The sequence below is a fragment of the Brevibacterium senegalense genome (assembly GCF_000285835.1).
Lineage (GTDB): Bacteria > Actinomycetota > Actinomycetes > Actinomycetales > Brevibacteriaceae > Brevibacterium > Brevibacterium senegalense.
This window is the reverse complement of the sequence record NZ_HE978600.1, coordinates 620850-637721: the sequence shown is the minus strand read 5'-3', so window position 1 is coordinate 637721 and position 16872 is coordinate 620850. Positions and strand designations below refer to the sequence as shown.

At 66.0% G+C, this 16872-nt stretch carries 16 protein-coding genes; 8 read left to right on the top strand and 8 right to left on the bottom strand.

Annotated features, from left to right (window positions below; all coding sequences use genetic code 11):
• The first annotated feature begins 8 nt into the window (after positions 1 to 8).
• The 4 genes from trxB (at position 9) to HGBR_RS03005 (ending at position 4266) form a co-directional block, all read left to right on the top strand.
• Entirely contained in the window at positions 9 to 998 is a 990-nt protein-coding gene (gene trxB / locus HGBR_RS03020) for a thioredoxin-disulfide reductase (RefSeq protein WP_026077283.1), read from the top strand.
• Positions 991 to 2334: an FAD-dependent oxidoreductase gene (locus HGBR_RS03015; RefSeq protein ID WP_019157847.1), complete on the top strand. Its 1344-nt coding sequence runs from the start codon at positions 991 to 993 to the stop codon at positions 2332 to 2334. Before trxB ends, HGBR_RS03015 begins: the two co-directional genes overlap by 8 nt.
• 18 nt (positions 2335 to 2352) lie before the next feature.
• Entirely contained in the window at positions 2353 to 2982 is a 630-nt protein-coding gene (locus tag HGBR_RS03010) for an arsenate reductase ArsC (protein ID WP_019157846.1), read from the top strand.
• 123 nt (positions 2983 to 3105) lie between these two features.
• Complete coding sequence (locus HGBR_RS03005; RefSeq protein WP_019157845.1) at positions 3106 to 4266, top strand: MFS transporter; 1161 nt, start codon at positions 3106 to 3108, stop codon at positions 4264 to 4266.
• Positions 4267 to 4603: 337 nt separating this feature from the next.
• On the opposite strand, the gene merA is transcribed toward HGBR_RS03005, so the two are convergent.
• Entirely contained in the window at positions 4604 to 6028 is a 1425-nt protein-coding gene (merA, locus tag HGBR_RS03000; protein WP_019157844.1) for a mercury(II) reductase, read from the bottom strand.
• 107 nt (positions 6029 to 6135) lie between these two features.
• Here merA and HGBR_RS02995 point away from each other — a divergent pair, with 107 nt between their 5' ends.
• Complete coding sequence (locus HGBR_RS02995) at positions 6136 to 6525, top strand: heavy metal-responsive transcriptional regulator (RefSeq protein ID WP_019157843.1); 390 nt, start codon at positions 6136 to 6138, stop codon at positions 6523 to 6525.
• 703 nt (positions 6526 to 7228) lie between these two features.
• Here the strand turns inward: HGBR_RS02995 and HGBR_RS02990 are convergent.
• The 7 genes from HGBR_RS02990 to HGBR_RS02960 form a co-directional block, all read right to left on the bottom strand.
• Positions 7229 to 7636 (bottom strand): four-helix bundle copper-binding protein, encoded by a 408-nt coding sequence (locus HGBR_RS02990; protein WP_019157842.1) that lies wholly within the window; start codon positions 7634 to 7636, stop codon positions 7229 to 7231.
• Between the two features lie 162 nt (positions 7637 to 7798).
• Entirely contained in the window at positions 7799 to 8434 is a 636-nt protein-coding gene (locus HGBR_RS02985) for a DUF305 domain-containing protein (RefSeq protein ID WP_019157841.1), read from the bottom strand.
• Between the two features lie 14 nt (positions 8435 to 8448).
• Positions 8449 to 10683: a copper-translocating P-type ATPase gene (locus HGBR_RS02980; protein WP_019157840.1), complete on the bottom strand. Its 2235-nt coding sequence runs from the start codon at positions 10681 to 10683 to the stop codon at positions 8449 to 8451.
• A 34-nt stretch (positions 10684 to 10717) separates the two neighbouring features.
• Positions 10718 to 11038: a heavy-metal-associated domain-containing protein gene (locus HGBR_RS19260; protein ID WP_161601833.1), complete on the bottom strand. Its 321-nt coding sequence runs from the start codon at positions 11036 to 11038 to the stop codon at positions 10718 to 10720.
• Between the two features lie 93 nt (positions 11039 to 11131).
• Positions 11132 to 12250, bottom strand: coding sequence for a sensor histidine kinase (locus tag HGBR_RS02970; RefSeq protein WP_019157838.1), 1119 nt, complete (start codon positions 12248 to 12250; stop codon positions 11132 to 11134).
• Complete coding sequence (locus HGBR_RS02965; RefSeq protein WP_026077281.1) at positions 12247 to 12960, bottom strand: response regulator transcription factor; 714 nt, start codon at positions 12958 to 12960, stop codon at positions 12247 to 12249. The genes HGBR_RS02970 and HGBR_RS02965 overlap by 4 nt, the downstream gene beginning before the upstream one ends.
• A gap of 89 nt (positions 12961 to 13049) precedes the next feature.
• Entirely contained in the window at positions 13050 to 13958 is a 909-nt protein-coding gene (locus tag HGBR_RS02960; RefSeq protein WP_026077280.1) for a cation diffusion facilitator family transporter, read from the bottom strand.
• A gap of 205 nt (positions 13959 to 14163) precedes the next feature.
• Here HGBR_RS02960 and HGBR_RS02955 point away from each other — a divergent pair, with 205 nt between their 5' ends.
• From HGBR_RS02955 to HGBR_RS02945, 3 genes are all read left to right on the top strand, one after another.
• Positions 14164 to 14778 (top strand): TlpA family protein disulfide reductase, encoded by a 615-nt coding sequence (locus HGBR_RS02955; protein WP_026077279.1) that lies wholly within the window; start codon positions 14164 to 14166, stop codon positions 14776 to 14778.
• A complete protein-coding gene (locus tag HGBR_RS02950) occupies positions 14778 to 15554 on the top strand; it encodes a cytochrome c biogenesis CcdA family protein (protein ID WP_040364630.1) in 777 nt (258 codons plus the stop codon). Before HGBR_RS02955 ends, HGBR_RS02950 begins: the two co-directional genes overlap by 1 nt.
• Before the next feature lie 90 nt (positions 15555 to 15644).
• Positions 15645 to 16226: a CueP family metal-binding protein gene (locus HGBR_RS02945; RefSeq protein ID WP_051013265.1), complete on the top strand. Its 582-nt coding sequence runs from the start codon at positions 15645 to 15647 to the stop codon at positions 16224 to 16226.
• Positions 16227 to 16872 lie beyond the last annotated feature (646 nt).

The following is a 16872-nucleotide window of genomic DNA, read 5'->3' as shown; positions in this document are numbered from 1 at the left end:
ACGACACGATGACGAACTCACCTCTCGACACGACCGATGAGCTGATCATCATTGGTTCCGGTCCCGCCGGTTATACCGCTGCCATCTATGCCGCCCGTGCGGGATTGTCCCCGCGCGTGATCGCCGGGTCTGTCACACACGGTGGTGCTCTCATGAATACCACTGACGTGGAGAACTTCCCCGGCTTCCCCGGCGGCATTCAGGGCCCGGACTTGATGATGGGTCTGAGCGCGCAGGCCAGCAGATTCGGTGCCCGCATCGAATACGACGACGTCACCGCCGTGGAACTCACCGGGACTCTGAAAGAGGTCACCACCCTGGCAGGGGCGACGTACCGCGCACCTGCGGTGATCGTGGCGACCGGTTCGGCGTACAAGGAACTTGGTCTGCCCGAAGAGAAGCGACTCACCGGGCACGGCGTGTCCTGGTGTGCCACCTGTGACGGGTTCTTCTTCCGCGACCAGCACATCGTGGTCGTCGGTGGTGGGGACTCCGCGATGGAAGAAGCTCTCTTCCTCACCCGCTTCGCCCAGACAGTGACCATCGTGGTCCGCCGAGACACCCTGCGCGCCTCGAAGATCATGGCCGAGCGGGCCCGGGAGAACGAGAAGATCCGCTTCGTCTACAACAGCCACATCACCACCATCCACGGCGAAGACAAGGTCACCGGAGTATCCCTGATGGACTCCGTGTCTGGGCAGACCACCTATCTCGACGCCACCGGGGTGTTCGTCGCCATCGGACACCTGCCCCGCACCGAACTCCTCCGCGGCCAGCTGGATCTGGACCCGGACGGATACATCCTCGTCGACGCTCCGACCACCCACACCAACCTGCCCGGCGTCTTCGCCTGCGGCGACGCGGTCGATCACCGCTACCGCCAAGCCATCACCGCAGCCGGCACCGGCTGCTCAGCGGCGCTGGACGCCGAGCGCTACCTCGCCACTATCGCACCACCGGCCCTCACCCCCGTCCTTCAGGAGATCAGCCATGCGTGACCTCGCGAGTGCCCACCAGGATCTGCCCGTCGTCATCATCGGTGCCGGTCCCGTCGGACTGGCCGCCGCCGCCCATGTCCGCGAACGAGGCCTCACCCCTGTGGTCCTCGAAGCCGGAGACACCGTGGCTGCAGCAATCCGCACATGGGGGCACACCCGACTGTTCTCGCCGTGGCGCTACAACATTGATGAAGCCGCCAGGCGCTTATTGGAGCCCAACGGGTGGCAGGAGCCAGACCTCGACGCCCTGCCCACCGGCCACGAACTCGTCGACGACTACCTGACCCCGCTGTCAGCAGCACTGGGCCACGTCATCCGCACCAGCACCCGGGTCGTTGCGGTCTCTCGCCAGGGCATCGACAAGACCCGCAGCCAGAACCGCGACAACACGCCGTTCCTCGTCCGCATCGCCCAGACAGATGGCTCATACGACGACGTGCAGGCCCGCAGCGTCATCGACGCCTCCGGCACCTGGGAGCAGCCCAATCCGCTGGGACGATCAGGTCTTCCCGCACCCGGAGAAGCCGAGGCCGCGGCGCGTGGTCTCATCACGCAGCCCCTGCCGGCCGTCACGGATGCCCATCGCGATCGATTCGCCGGCCGTCACATCCTCGTGATCGGTGCCGGACATTCGGCAGCGAACACACTGCTCGACCTAGCCGAACTGGCCCAGGACGCCCCGGAGACCCGGATCAGCTGGGCGGTCCGCTCTGCTGACGTCACCGGCGTCTACGGCGGAGAAGACCGCGATGAACTCGCCGCACGTGGAGCACTCGGGTCCCGCCTGCGCGCACTCGTCGAATCCGGCGTCATCGACGTCCACACGACGTTCACGATCTCCGGCTTCGAAGCTGCCGGTGACCAGCTCCGAGTCCTCGCAACCGGGTCTGCCGGGCCCGAGGAGCTGAGGGTCGACCTGCTCGTGCCGGCCACCGGCTTCCGCCCGGACTTGTCGATGCTGGCCGAGCTGCGCCTCGAACTCGATCCCGCAGTGGAGGCTCCCCGCCAGCTTGGACCGCTCATCGACCCGGAGTTCCATTCCTGCGGCAGCGTCGAGCCGCACGGCGAGAGCGTCCTGTCCCATCCCGAAGCAGGCTTCTACATCGTGGGTATGAAGAGCTACGGTCGGGCGCCGACGTTCCTCATGGCCACCGGATACGAGCAGGTCCGCTCCATCGCCGCGGCGATGGCCGGTGACCGTGCCGCCGCGGACGAGGTGCACCTCAACCTTCCGGAGACCGGTGTGTGCAGCACCGACCTCGGTGGATCCTGTGACGCGCCCGCAGAACCCCAGCTGGTGACGATCGGCGCACCTGCTGCCGCCTCGTGCTGCTGAGACTGAAAGGACGTGGCCATGACCGCCGAAACCCCGCCCCTCGATACCCGGGTTCTCCAGCGCACAGCTGCTGATCTCTCGCGCGTCTACGAGGGGACCTTCTCCCCGGAAACAGTTGAGCGATACGTCTTTGAGTCCTACACGACCCTCTCGCGAACAGCGAAGATCCGCACCTACCTCGCGATCCTCGCTGAACGCTTCGCCACCGACCGTCTGCGAGCTTTGGCCATCGCACAAGGGAAGATCGCGACGACTGTTCCTCAGGTTCTTTTCGTTTGTGTGCACAACGTCGGCCGGTCGCAGATTGCAGCCGCGCTGCTGTCCCACCTGGCTGGTACCGCCGTAGAAGTCCGTTCTGCCGGCTCACTGCCCGGCTCCGAAATCCACCCACTTGTCATCGAAGCGCTGGAGAGTCGCGGCATTGATCTTGCCGGAGCCTTCCCGAAACCACTGACCGATGATGTCGTCCGCGCCGCCGACTACGTCATCACCATGGGCTGCGGTGACGCCTGCCCCATCTACCCAGGCAAGCGCTACCTCGATTGGGAACTCGCCGACCCCGCCGAAGAAACACCCGAACGGGTACACGACATCGTTGACCAGATCGAGGACCACGTCCGCAGCCTGTGGGCCGACATCCAGACGTGAGTGCGTGCCTTGCGTGAGGAGCCAGCGTGTCTCGTTGGCTCCTCACCGTTCCACCTGCGCACGACCTGCCCCGACATACTGGAGTCATGAGACCTTTGCCAGGTTCCCCACACAGTCTCGCCCATGACTGACCGTCTCCGTGGTGGTCTCGTCGCACTCTGCATCGCCGAGACCACCAGCTGGGGGCTGCTGTACTACTCACTGCCCGTCGCTGTCGCGCCCATCTCCGAGGACACGGGGTGGAGCCACACCGCGATCACAGCTGCCCTGTCCGTGGGCCTGCTCGTGTCCGCGATCGCCGGTATCCGCGTCGGCAGAATCCTGGACACTCAGGGGCCACGCACCGTCATGACGCTGGGAGCACTCATCGGAGTGCTCTCCCTGGTGCTCGTCGCGTGGTCTCCGAACCTGCCAATGTTCTACCTTGCATGGCTGCTGGCAGGGTTCGCCCAATCCGCAGTTCTCTACCCGCCCGCGTTCGCTGTCATCACACGCTGGTACGGTCCCCAGCGCGTCGTCCCGTTGACGACCTTGACTCTTGTCGCGGGACTGGCCTCCACGATCTTCGCTCCGATCGTGGCCTATCTCATCGATCAGGTCGGGTGGCGGACCAGTTACCTCATCATGGCCGGCATCCTCGCTGCTGTGACTGTGCCACTGCACGCCTTCTTCCTTAATAGCTCCTGGACAGACAACATCACCCACTCTGCTCACGGGTCGAAAGCCCACGTCCGCGCCATCACCCGCACTCCGCGCTTCGTCATCCTGCAGATCACCATGGCGCTGGCGACGTTCACTCTTTTCGCGGTCACGATCAACATCATCCCCGTACTCCTGGAACGAGGGATCTCTTACAGCACCGCTGCCCTCACCCTCGGTCTCATTGGTGCCGGGCAGGTGATCGGACGAATCGGCTACTCGAGATTGGCCAGATCTACCGCTGCGCACACGCGCACCGCACTCATCTTCGGTCTTGGTGCTATCGGGCTCTGGCTTCTGGCGTACGTCCCCGGTCCCGCCGCACTCCTCATCGCCATCGCTGTCTTGCTCGGCGCTGTCCGTGGATGCCACACCCTGCTGCAAGCCACTGCTGTCTCTGACAGATGGGGCACACAGAACTTCGGCACGATCAACGGTGTCTTCACCGCGCCAATGACCGCTGTCGGTGCCCTGGCTCCCGTTTCTGGCCCAGCCCTTGCCAGTGTGCTCGGCAGCTACTCAGCTATGGCAGTTGTCATGGCCGTGATACTGACTGTTGCGGCACTCTCTTCCATGCGTTCCTGACCTCTGGTCAATCTGCGCCGAGTGGAGAGTGCGCTGACGCGATTGCACTCGACTTCTGAATTCAATGCAGACAGCTTCTGAAACTGACACCCATGTCGGGAGTGGGTGTGTCCGGTCGAGGTTCCCCATGCGGGACCCTCGGAAGTGTGCCGTCGAGGGACCGTCGCGAGGTGATCGATGGTGATCGGGTCACCGGCGGCGCGCAGCCGCAGCAACGGGACCAGCAGGGCGGTCTCCTCGGACCGGACGAGCCGGTCTGCCAGGTCGGTGGTCTGTCAGGTCGGTGGTGAGGATCGTCTCATTGAGTGCGTCCAATTCTATTGGGGTGAGTGCGCGGTCAGGCGCAGCAGGACAGCTTCGAGACGTCGGTGGTGAAGGCCTTGGCGACGATGCGGATGCCTTCGGCCATGGTCAGGTATGGGGCCCACGCGTCGGCGACTTCTGCGATGGTCTTGCCGAGGATGTGGACGCCGGCGGCGGCGAGCTCGCCGGCGTCCTTGGCGACAGCGGTGAGACCGAGGATCTCGCCGGTGTCGGCGTTGGCGACCATCTTGATGAACCCACGCATGTCCCGGTTCACCAGCGCACGGGGCACGTACTCCAGTGGCAGGACGCGGCAGTCGCAGCGGATCCCGGCCGCGATGACCTCCTTCTCGGTCATCCCGACCGCGCCGATGGCGGGACCGGTGAACGTCACCCGAGGCATCCGTGTGTAGTCGACCGAAGTGTTGCCGTCGGTGAAGGCGTTCTCGGCGACGATCGTGCCGTGCCGGGCCGCGACATAGACGAACTCGGGGTGCCCGGTGACATCCCCGCCCGCCCAGACGCGGGGGTTGGCGGTCTGCAACTGGTCGGTGACCACGATCTGTCCGGCCTCGCCGGTCTTCACCCCCACGGCCTCGAGGTTGAGCCCCTCGGTGACCGGGCGGCGTCCGAGCGCGACGAGGATCTCGTCGGCACGGAACTCCTGCTCGCCGCCCGAGACCTCGGCCATGACGACGACCTGCCCGGTGACGGTATCGCGGGCAACGCGGGAGGGAACAGCGCGGCGGACCACCCGGATGCCCTCGTCGGCGAAGACTTCCTGCAATGATCTGGAAACCTCCGGCTCCTCCTTCGACGCCAGCCGAGAACGCACCAGCAGGGTCACCTTCGAGCCGAGCCGGGCGAACATCTGGGCCAGCTCCAGCGCCACGTAGCCACCGCCGAGCACCAGCAGCGAGTCGGGGCGCTCGGACAGTTCCATCGCCGACGTCGAGGTCAGGTACTCGACGCCGTCCAGCCCCTGGATGAGCGGGACCCAGGGACGGGTGCCGGTAGCGATCAGGTAATGGGCGGACTCGATGGTTTCCACGGTGCCTTCAGCGGCGGTGACCTCCAGCACAGGCGCATCCGGGGTGCCGGCGAAGGCCGCCTGGCCCTGGCGGACCGGCCAGCCGTAGGCTTCGGCCACGTCGAAGTACTTCTCACCCCGCATCGCCTCGACCAGGTCCTGCTTGCCACCCACCAGCCCGGGCATGTCGACCGCGCCCGCGGTGGCGGCGATCCCCGGGAACCGGGAGCCCGCGTCCGCGGCCACGTGGCGGGCCTCGGCGGCCGCTATCAGCGCCTTGGACGGCACGCACCCGGTGTTCACGCAGGTGCCGCCGAACGTACCGCGCTCGACCATCACCACCGACTTGCCCAGCGTGGTGGCGCGGATCGCTGCGGCGAACGCCGCGCCACCCGACCCGATCACGGCCAGATCAATCTTCGACTGCATCCCGAACCCTCCCCGGACTGTTGAGAAATCCTCCTGATGCGGCGATACTAAAGCTTCCAGTACAGGGGAAGGTCAAGGGTGAGACCTGTGACACACGAGGGGTGAGGATGCGGATCGGGGAGCTCGCTGAAGCGGCCGGCACGACCACGAAGACTCTGCGGTTCTATGAAGACCAGGGGCTCTTGCCCCCGGCCGAGCGCACGCCCGGCGGCTACCGCGACTACACGACCGAGAGCCTCACCCGGATCGACTTCATCCACCGCGGCCAAGCCGCCGGACTCTCCCTCGCCCAGATCCGGCAGGTCCTCGACATCCGCGACCACGGCCAAGCTCCCTGCGATCACGTACGCGACCTGCTCGACGCACGCCTGACCGACATTGACCTGAAACTCAGACAGCTCCACGACCTGCGCGACACCCTCGCCGGGCTACGCGACCAGGCCGAGCACGTTGAGCCCGACACGTGCAGCTCCGACCAGGTCTGCCGGTACCTGTAGCCAAGCCCGACGCCGCACGGACACGCCATCGAGGGGTGGTGGTCGACCGAGCCCCAGCCGCACAGCTGGAACGTTCCGCCTCGACCTACTGACACGAAAGTGTCAGCGGCGCAGTGGGCATCGGAACTGCGCCCGAGGGACTCACAGCACGTATCGATCCGGGTGGGTCGACAGGGGTGAGGGTCGCCAACCCCGGTAGTCGTATGGGGATGGCCTTACGGACACGCAGGGCATCGCTACCACCCCCTCGCGTGCGAGGGAGTGGAGGCCGCCACTGAGCGTCTGAAAAACCCCGCCAATTAGCGGACAAAGTCACAGCGTCAAAGGGGTATACCCGTTGTGCAGAAATGTCCGGCACGGTGGTGTTCGGCCGACAGATGTGTCGGAGCCCCGGACTTGCGTTGACGACCGGTGCGGTGGGTTCTTGTCAGCAGGCTTGATCACGGGATGGACCCTGGACGCCTGAGCTTTGAGGGAGCGTAGCGCCGCGGTGCAACTGAGGGATGTCCGACCAACTGCGTGCTTAGCGAGAACAGTGAAAGGTGGAGCATGCGTCTGTTTGACGGTCGCCCCTCACAACCCCTCCGGTCGGACTTGAGCCACTCAGCCACAGAGCTGGGGTCAATTGCAAAGGGTCCCTGTCGGTGGGCAGAACGGCGGCCTGGTCGATCGTTGTCGGATCGACCAGGCCGGGTAGTAGGAGTCAGCCGATCGCGGCCAGGAGGTCGGCGCAGGCCTGTTCGCATCGGCGGCAGGCCTCGGCGCAGACGCGGCAGTGCTCGTGCATGTCCGCGTGCTTCTCGCATTCGGCCGCGCATTCTGCGCACGCTGTCCGGCATGCCTCGAGTGCGGCTTTGACCGTGGCGAGGTTCTGCCCGGTGCGGCGGCTGAGAATGCTGCCGGTGGCAGCGCAGAGGTCCGCGCAGTCAAGGTTGAGACGGATGCAGTTGCGCAGCTCGGCGACCATGTCTTCGGCCAGGCAGGCATCGGCGCAGGCTGTGCAGGTTTGGGCGCATTCGAAACAGGCGGCGATGCAATCGGCGAGTTTCTGCACGTCCAGACCGGTGGTGTCGTTGGGGTGGGTTTCGATCATTGAAGTGATGTGAGTCATCGCTGTCCTCCTTCTTCTCCGAGTCGGTGCCAGGAAGCACCCGGCTACCATCGACGCTAGGTCACGCGCCGACCAAAGCGAAGCCGCCAGGAACCGATCTTCGCAGAATCTTCATGAACCGCAGTCCCTCCGATGCCCGGATCCCGTTCCGGAGAAAAAGCGTCAGAGGTTTTCGAGCATGGTCTCCATCTCCTGGATCTCTGCTTCCTGGTCCTCGATGACCTGTTCGGCCAGGGCGATCGCTTGGGGGTTCTGCCCGTCGGCGACCTCCTGTTCGGCCATGTCGACGGCGCCCTCGTGGTGTCTGGTCATCTGCTCCAGGTACAGCTTCGCGGCGTCGGTGCCGGTGGCGTCTTCGAGCTGTTGCATGTCGTCCTCGCTCATCATCCCACTCATGCCACCATGACCACCGTGACCGCCCATGCCCCCCATGTCACCCATGGGTTCCTGACCCCAGGCTTCGAGCATGGCGTTCATCCGGTCGATCTCGGGCCCCTGCGCGTCGATCACGCCTTGGGCGAAGTCGGCGACGTTGTGCGGGATGTCGTCCTTGGCCAGCAGGGTTTCGCTCATCTCCACGGCCTGCTGGTGGTGGGGGATCATCATCTGCGCGAACATCACGTCGGCGTCGTTGTGCTCCGCGGAGATCTCCTCTCCGGTGGCGGCGGTGTCGGTGGCGACCGAGGTTTCGGGGGCGGGCTCCTGCCCGGTGCTGCCGGGGTCGGCGTTTCCGGTGCATGCCGAGAGGATCAGCGTGCCGGCGATCGCTGCCGCGACTGCCAGTGGGGTGCGCTTCATGAGGTGACCTTTCCTTACTGATGGACGGTTTGTGGTCGGGGTGTCTCGGTGGGGGTCGGTGCCAGCCGAGCGGGGTCGAGCTCGGTGCGACGCAGCAGCTGGGCGTTGAGCGCGACGATGATGGTCGACAGGGACATCAGGATCGCGCCGACGGCCGGGGAGAGCACGAACCCGATGGGGGCCAGGACTCCGGCGGCCAGCGGGACGGCGAGGACGTTGTAGCCGCTCGCCCATGCCAGGTTCTGGATCATCTTGCGGTAGCTGGCCCGGGACAGGTCGATCATCGACAGCACCGCGCGCGGATCGTTACCGGCCAGCACCACGCCGGCCGATTCCATCGCCACGTCGGTGCCGGCCCCGATCGCGATGCCGACGTCGGCCCGGGCAAGGGCGGGAGCGTCGTTGACGCCGTCGCCGACCATCGCCACCGACAGTCCCCGGTGCTGCAAGTCGGTGACGGCGGAGTCCTTGTCCTGCGGGAGGACTTCGGCGAAGACCTCGTCGATGCCGAGGTCTCGGCCGACGGCGTCGGCGACCTGCTGCGCGTCACCGGTGATGAGGGCGACCTTCACACCGCGTTCTTGCAGGGCGTGAACCGCGGCCCGGGATTCCGGCCGCACCCGGTCCTCCAGGGCGACCGCCCCGATGATGGTCCGGTCCTGCACGATATGCAGGACGCTGGCGCCGCGCTGGGTCCATTCCGCAACGTCGGCGGCGATCTCGGTCGGGGAGTCCAGCCCGTAGTCGCGCAGCATGTTGGGCCCGCCCACGGTGATCTCGGATCCCTCGACGATGGCGCGGACCCCGCGACCGGCGGCGGTGGTGAACTCGCTGGCCTGCAGGCGCGCCGCGGCCGCTTCCGCGTCTTCGGCTGCCGCTGCGGTGATCGCACGTGCCACCGGGTGTTCGCTGTTGGCCTCGGCGGCGGCGGCCAGCGCCAACAGGCGGCCTTCGCTGATGCCCGACACCTGCGCGGTCCCGGTGACCGCGTGGGCGCCCTGCGTGAGAGTGCCCGTCTTGTCGAAGAGTACGGCATCGATCGAGCGCATCCGCTCCAGCGCGAGCCGGTCCTTGATGAGCAGGCCCGACCGGGCGGCCTTCTCAGTCGAGATAGCGATCACCAGCGGGATCGCCAGTCCGAGTGCGTGCGGGCAGGCGATGATCAGCACTGTGACGGTGCGGATGACTGCCTGGTCGGGCGCGCCCAGCAGCGTCCAGACGAGCGCAGTGATGATGCCGGCCCCCAACGCGAACCAGAACAGCAGCGCTGCGGCACGATCGGCCAGCGCCTGCGCCCGCGACGACGATGCCTGCGCGTCAGCGACCATCCGCTGAATGCCGGCCAGGGCAGTCTCACCGCCGGTGGCTTCCACGGTCAGACGCACGGCGTTGTCCATCGCGACGGTGCCGGCCACGATCTTGTCACCGAGCTCACGCGGGACAGGTTTGGACTCACCAGTGATCATCGACTCATCGAACTCGGCGTGCCCGTCGATGATGCGTCCGTCGGCCGGCACCCGGGCCCCGGACCGAACCAGCACCGTGTCACCCGTCTGCAGTTCGGCGATCGGGACGGTGACGATCCCGGACTCGGTGACCTTCTCCGCCTCGTCTGGCAGCAGCTCGGCCAGCGCGTCAAGGGCACCGGATGCCGCGCCGAGGGCGCGCATCTCCAGCCAGTGCCCCAACAGCATGATGGTGACCAGCAGCGCCAGCTCCCACCAGAAATCGAGCATGAAGTCGCCGACGCCCAAACTGGTGGCCCAGGAGGCGACAAAGGCCACCGTGATGGCCATCGCGATCAGCAGCATCATTCCCGGCTGCCGTGACTTCAGCTCGTTGAGACCGCCCTTGAGGAAGGGCATGCCGCCGTAGACGTAGATGACGGTGCCCAGCACCGGGGCGATCCAGGTCGCGCCGAAGAAGTCGGGCACCTGGTAGCCGAGCAGGTCGGCGACCATGTGGCTGAAGATGACGACCGGCACCGACAGGATCAGGCTGACCCAGAAGCGGTTGCGGAACATCGCGACACTGTGCCCGGCGTGCTCCCCGTGGCCTGCGTGCGCGTCATGGTCGTGCCCGGCATGACCGGCTGGCGCGGGTGCCGGGCGCTCATCGAGGGCGGAGTGGCCGTGACCCTGCGGCATCGCCAGTCCGTGGCTGCCCGCGTCGAGGTGGTCGTGGTGGTGATGGTCGTGGGTGTTGCTTGCCGGCTCGGGTTGATGGTGGTGGTGCTCCGGATTACTCATCGTTGTCCTTCACAGTCGGGTGGTGGGCAGCCGATCAGGCCTCTGCTGCGGAGTAGCCGGCCGCGGCAAGCGCCGACTGCAGAACCCCCGTGTCCGCCGAGCTGCTGGTCACCGTGACGGTGGAGCGACCATGAGGTACCAGCGTGACGTCCACCTGGGCGTTCGCGTCCAGTGCCTGCAGGGCCTGGGTTACGCGCGAAGCGCAGCCCTGGCAGGTCAGCCCTTCCACAGCGAGCGTGACCGTGGAAACGAGCTCAGCGCTGCCGCTGATTGCACTTGCGGTGGCGGCACCGGAGGGTGCGCAGCAGGCACAGCCTGCCGATGCGAGGGGCAGCTGACGGGAGGATGCGGACATGATGTGCTCCTGACTAGTGGGCTCGGAGAGGTGGAGAGAGCCTCCAACAACCGGATATACCCCCATGGGGTATGTGAGTAAAGGTGTTCGTTCTCACGGGTAGGCCTTTCCGGGGGTGCGGGGCAGTTCGATGGTGAACTCGGAGCCGTGTCCGGGGCCGGCGGAGGAGGCGGTGAGGGTGCCGCCGTGGGCTGCGATGAGGGCATGGGAGATCGTCAGGCCGATGCCGGAGCCGCCGTGGTCGCGATCGCGGGCGGTGTCGCCGCGGTAGAAGCGTTCGAAGATGTGGGTGAGCTGGTCGGCGGTCATGCCGTCGCCGGTGTCGGTGACACGGATGAGCACGGTGTCGCGGGTGTTGGTGGCGGTGAGGGAGACGGTTCCCCCGGGTGGAGTGTGGCGCAGGGCGTTCGACAGGAGGTTGTCGAGGACTTGTGCCAACCGTTGCCGGTCGGCGATCACGGTGCCGGCTCGGGGGTCGGCTGTGGTGGTGAGGGTCACGCCCTTGGCTGTGTAGCTCTCCTGGACTGCGGCAGCAGTGCTGTCGAGCAGGTCGGCGATGGGTACGGGGGCGGGGTCGAGGTCGATGCGGCCTTCCTCAGCGCGGGAGACATCGTCGATGTCTTCGACAAGGCGTGTCAGGCGTGCCAGCTGTTCGGCCATCACGGCGTGGGTGGTGGGGTTCCACTCGACGACCTGGTCCTGCAGCCCCTCGAGGTAGACGGAAATGACCGAGATCGGTGTGCTCATCTCGTGGGCGAGGTCGGACAGGATGCGTTGCCGCGTCTCCTCGGTGCGGGTCAGCTGGTCGGCCATCGTGTTGAACGCTCGGGCCAGGGAGTCGAGTTCGACGCCGGCGCCGACCACCGGGACGCGCACATTGTAGTTGCCGCGGGCGACTTCGGCTGCCCCAGCGGTGAGCTGTTCCAGCGGGGTGCGGATCGTGCGGGAGAGCAGGAAGCTGGCCAGGAGCGCGCAGGCCAGACCGGTGCCCAATGCCACCGCCAGGGTGATCAGGTTCGCGTCGCGGTAGGCCTGCTCGACATGGAACAGTTCCGAGGATCCCCCCGGGATGCCGGCCATTTCCAGGTGTTCGTGGAACAGCGGGGGCCCGGCCAGGGTGGCGACTGCCACCGCTCCGAGCAGGCTTGCCGCCACCACGATCAGCTGCGTGGCGAACAGGCGGGTGGCCAGGCCGGAGTTGCGCAGCCTCATCGGAGCACCATGCGATAGCCGACGCCGCGGACGGTCTCGATGAGGCCGCCACCGTCGGGCTCTTCACCGAGCTTGCGCCGCAGGTGGCCGATGTGGACGTCGACGATCCGTTCATCGCCGACCCAGGATGTGTCCCAGACGGCGTCGATGAGCTGCCGGCGGGAGAGCGCGCGGTGGGGTGCTGCAGACAAGGCGACCAGCAGGTCGAACTCGGTGCGCGTCAGGGGAAGCACCGCATCGTCGCGGCGGACCTCGTGGCCGGCGAGGTCGATGGTGAGGTCGCCGACGACGCGGACGGAGTCCTGGGGTGGGTTTCCGGTGCGGGGACGCCTGAGCACGGCGTGGACTCGGGCGACCAGTTCCCGGACGCTGAAGGGCTTGGTGATGTAGTCATCCGCACCGGCGGCAAGCCCCATGAGCTTGTCGTTCTCACCACCTCGGGCGGTCAGGATCAGCACGTAGCACTCCGACATCGCCCGCACGCGACGGCAGACCTCGATGCCGTCCAGCCCGGGCAGTCCGAGGTCGAGGATCAGCACGTCAGGCTCCTCGGCCCTGACGCTGTCCAGCGCCTGGACTCCGGTGTGTGCTTGCTCAACGTGGAAGCCGTCTCGACTCAGATAGGTCGCCACCATCTGCGCCAGAGGCTTTTCATCCTCGGCAACGACGATGCGTCCGCCAGAGTGGTGGTCGGTTCGTTCAGCCCGCATGTACCCAGTCTGTCCCCAGTGCTGGTGGCACACAGCCCTCAGCGCCCGCTGCGGCCGAATCTTCGTCAAACCTTCAAATGGCCGCCGCGTCACGGCTGTCTGGTGATGTCGATGCTCGTGGCGGCCTCGGCCGGGCAGGTGCGCTCGATCTGCAGAGTCGAGAAATAGATGTCGAACCGGCCGGTGAGCAGCCCGGTCGCCTGTTCCAGCACGGTCTCGTGTAGTGCCGGGTCGGCCACGTGCAGGTGCGCCGAGAAGACGGTGCGCCCGGAGGTGATGCTCCAGGCATGCACATGGTGGACGTCCTCAACACCGTGGATCTCGCCCAGGGCGGTGATCGCCGCGGGCAGGTCGAGGTGTTCAGGGGTGCCTTGCAGCAGGATTCTCAGGGCCGAGCGGATGATGGTCCATGATGCCCACAGCAGCACCACGCCGAAGACCATGCCCAGCAGCGGGTCGATCGCGAGGAAGCCCGTCAGCTGGATGACCACCGCGGAGATCATGATGATGAGGCTGCCGACGAAGGTCTGCAGGATGTGCCAGAACGCGCCCTTGATGTTCAGGTTCGTCTTCTGCCGTTGGTAGAGCAGCCCGAACGCGATGAGCTCGGTGAGGATGCCGCCGGCGGCCACCCAGAGCATCACCGTGGTGGGCAGCTCGATCGGGTCGGCCAGGCGCATGGCTCCCATGTAGAACACGTAGGCGGCCATCAGAGCGAGGAAGAGTCCGTTGAACAGCGCTCCGATGATCTCGGCGCGGGCCCACCCGAAAGTCTCCTTCGTAGTGGCGGGGCGTTGGCTCAGACGCTGTGCGACCAGCGCGATCAGCACCCCGCCGACGGCCGAGAACGTGTGGAAGGCGTCGGAGATCACCGCAACTGACCCGGACCACAGCCCGATGGCCAGCTCGATGACGAAATACACTCCCGTCAGCCACCCGGAGATCCTGAGGGCTGTGCGGTCTCCGTCGACTGGTAGATGTCCGCTGTGTTGGCTCATCCTGGCCTCCGAGTTGACCTGTCGGGGAATTGAAGACAGCACGGCGCGTCGGGCCACGCGCTGATCCGAATGTAACCCGTTTCACCTCGTCGGGGCTGTCACCAGGGCAATCTTCGTCAAATCTTCAAGAAGCCTGGTCCTTTCACCATTGCCTCCGCGATCAGAATGAAGGGAGTCGTTTCCTGCGAGTCGAAGAAGAAGAAGGATGTTCTCACCTCTGTCGCGTCGTTCGATGATCCGCCGGTCAGGCTCGTTGACCGCTCTCCTCGCGCTTGGTCTGGCTGGGTGCGGCACCAATACCGACGAGCTGGCCGACCAGGTGCCGGAGGTCAATGAGCAGGGCTACATCTCCGGGGCCGGCGTCATCACCCAGCTGCCCCTCGGTGAGCGGGGGGAGCCGATCAAGTTGGCCGGTGAGTACACCGACGGCACCGCCTTCGACCTCGCCGACTGGCGCGGGGCCCCGGCGGTGCTCAACCTGTGGTACGCCGCCTGCCCTCCGTGCCGCAAGGAAGCCCCGGCGCTGCAGGCCAACTACGAGCGATACCAGGAAAACGGCGTGAAGTTCCTAGGCATCAATGTCCGCGACGAGGCGCCGACCGCCGACGCGTTCGCCAGGACCTTCGATCTGACGTTTCCCTCCATGCTGGATAAGGACGGCCTCGGCGTCACCGCGCTCGGTTCGGTGCTGCCCCCGCAGGCGGTCCCGTCCACCGTTGTCCTGGACTCCCAGGGCCGGGCGGCAGCCCGGGTGATGGGAGCCGTGGACGAGTCCACCCTCAAAGCGTTGATCGGTGACGTGTTGGAGGAACCGGCGTGATGCTGCTGGCCTCCATCGGAGAGACCTTTTCGCAGACTGCGTTGTCCGGTCCGATGCTGCTGGCGATCCCGGTGGCGATCCTCGCCGGGGCGGTCTCGTTCTTCTCCCCGTGCGTCCTGCCGCTGGTCCCCGGCTACATCGGCTACGTCACCGGGTTGGGTGCCGCCTCATTGACTGACCGGAAGATCAGCCGGGTCGTCATCGGGGTCTCCCTATTCATTGTCGGCTTCGCCGTCGTCTTCGTGTCGATGGGCCTGGCGTTCAGCCTCGCCGGTGTCTTGCTCAGCCAGTGGGCCGATGTCCTCAACCGTGTGATGGGCGTCGTCGTCATCATCGCCGGCATCGTGTTCATGGGCGGGATTGGCATGTTCCAGCGCACCGCCCGCATCAGCAAGCGTCCACCCGCTGGGCTGTGGGGCGCCCCCGCCCTGGGCGCCACCTTCGCCCTCAGCTGGGCACCGTGCATGGGCCCCACATTGGCGGCGGTGCTGGCACTGTCGACCAGCTTCGGGGCGACCGGGACCGACGGCATCTGGCGGGGTGCCCTGCTGACATTGATGTACTGCCTCGGACTGGGCGTGCCGTTCATCGTCGTTGCCGTACTCATCGTCAAGGGCACCGGCAGGCTACAGTGGGCCAGAGACCACCACCTCCTGATCAGCAGGATCGGCGGCGCGATGCTCATCATCATCGGCGTGCTGCTCGTCAGCGGCGTCTGGACCCAATGGGTCAACAGCCTGCAAGGCATGATCGGCGGCTTCGAAACCATCATTTGACACACCCCTGACCACTCAGTGAGACCACCGCTGCGCAGTGACCACTGCTGCGCATGCTGACCCTCAGGCACCCGCCCGAACGACGAGGAGATGAAAGTGAAACGAGCAAGAATCGCGGCAGCCGCTCTCTCGCTGGTGCTGGCAGGATGCGCCCCGGCAGCAGACTCGCAACCAGCACCCGGCGCCGGCTCGCAGGCGGAGCTCCTTGCCACTTTCGATCTCGAAAGCATGGATGCCGTCGAGATCATCGATCATCTGGACCAGCTCGAGATCGCCGACAGGCCAGCAGACCTGATCGCATCGGTCTATCCCGATGAGCTGGTGCTGACCGACAACGCGCAGGAAGTGACCCTGGACCTGCCGCAGGACCTGTCCTACCTGTCGATCGCCCCCTACGTCGACCAGACACATGACTGCTTCTACCACAGCCTGACCACCTGCCAGGGCGAGCTCAGCAACGAAGCCATCGACGTCCAGATCACCGACAGCACCACCGGTGAAACCGTGGTCGACGAACAGATCACCACCTTCGACAACGGGTTCGTCGGTTTCTGGGTGCCCAGCGACATCAACGGCACCATCGAGATCAGCCATGACGGCCGGACGGGCACCTCCGACTTCACCACCACTGACGACGGTGCCACCTGCATCACCGACCTGCAGCTCGCATGACATCCGGTGGGCCAAAGCGATTCCCGCAGCAGACCCGGATGCCGGGACAATGAGGCGTACGGTTGCTGCAGATGTGCTCTTCCCGATGGTTATCGTTAGACGCTGAAGGCCCTCAAGCGGCGCGTCCACCAGGCCCAGGTGCAGGCACGGTGCACAGTCAGTACCGAGCTGATCAGCTTGTATGGTCGATCGGAAAGGAAATTCTCCTCCGCCAGGAGCAGTAGGGCTGGAGCAGCAAGAGCTTCAGCCGGCTGAAGCAGCCGCTAGCATCCTCGTTATTGGCAGCTGACGCCACGAAGCGATCACAGAAGACCGCCACCGAGCGATCAACTCCACATCTTGAGACCCCGATTGACAGCAATTCCTCGTAGCGCCGAAACGTGTCAAAACAGGTATACCGTCTGGACACTCGCGCGGCGGACCGTGAGCATGCTGTCAGAGGAGGTGTGATCGTGGACGATCGGACAGAAGCGTCTTCCGGGTCCGAGGCCCCAGGTGGACACTCACGCGGGCAGGTTGTCGGGTATGTGCGGGTCAGCAGTGGCGACCAGAATCCTGCGCGGCAGCACGAGGTGCTGGGTGCGTGCGATCGCGTATTCGAGGACCACCTGAGCGGCAAATCGCGGGCGAAGCGGTGAATCGCCCC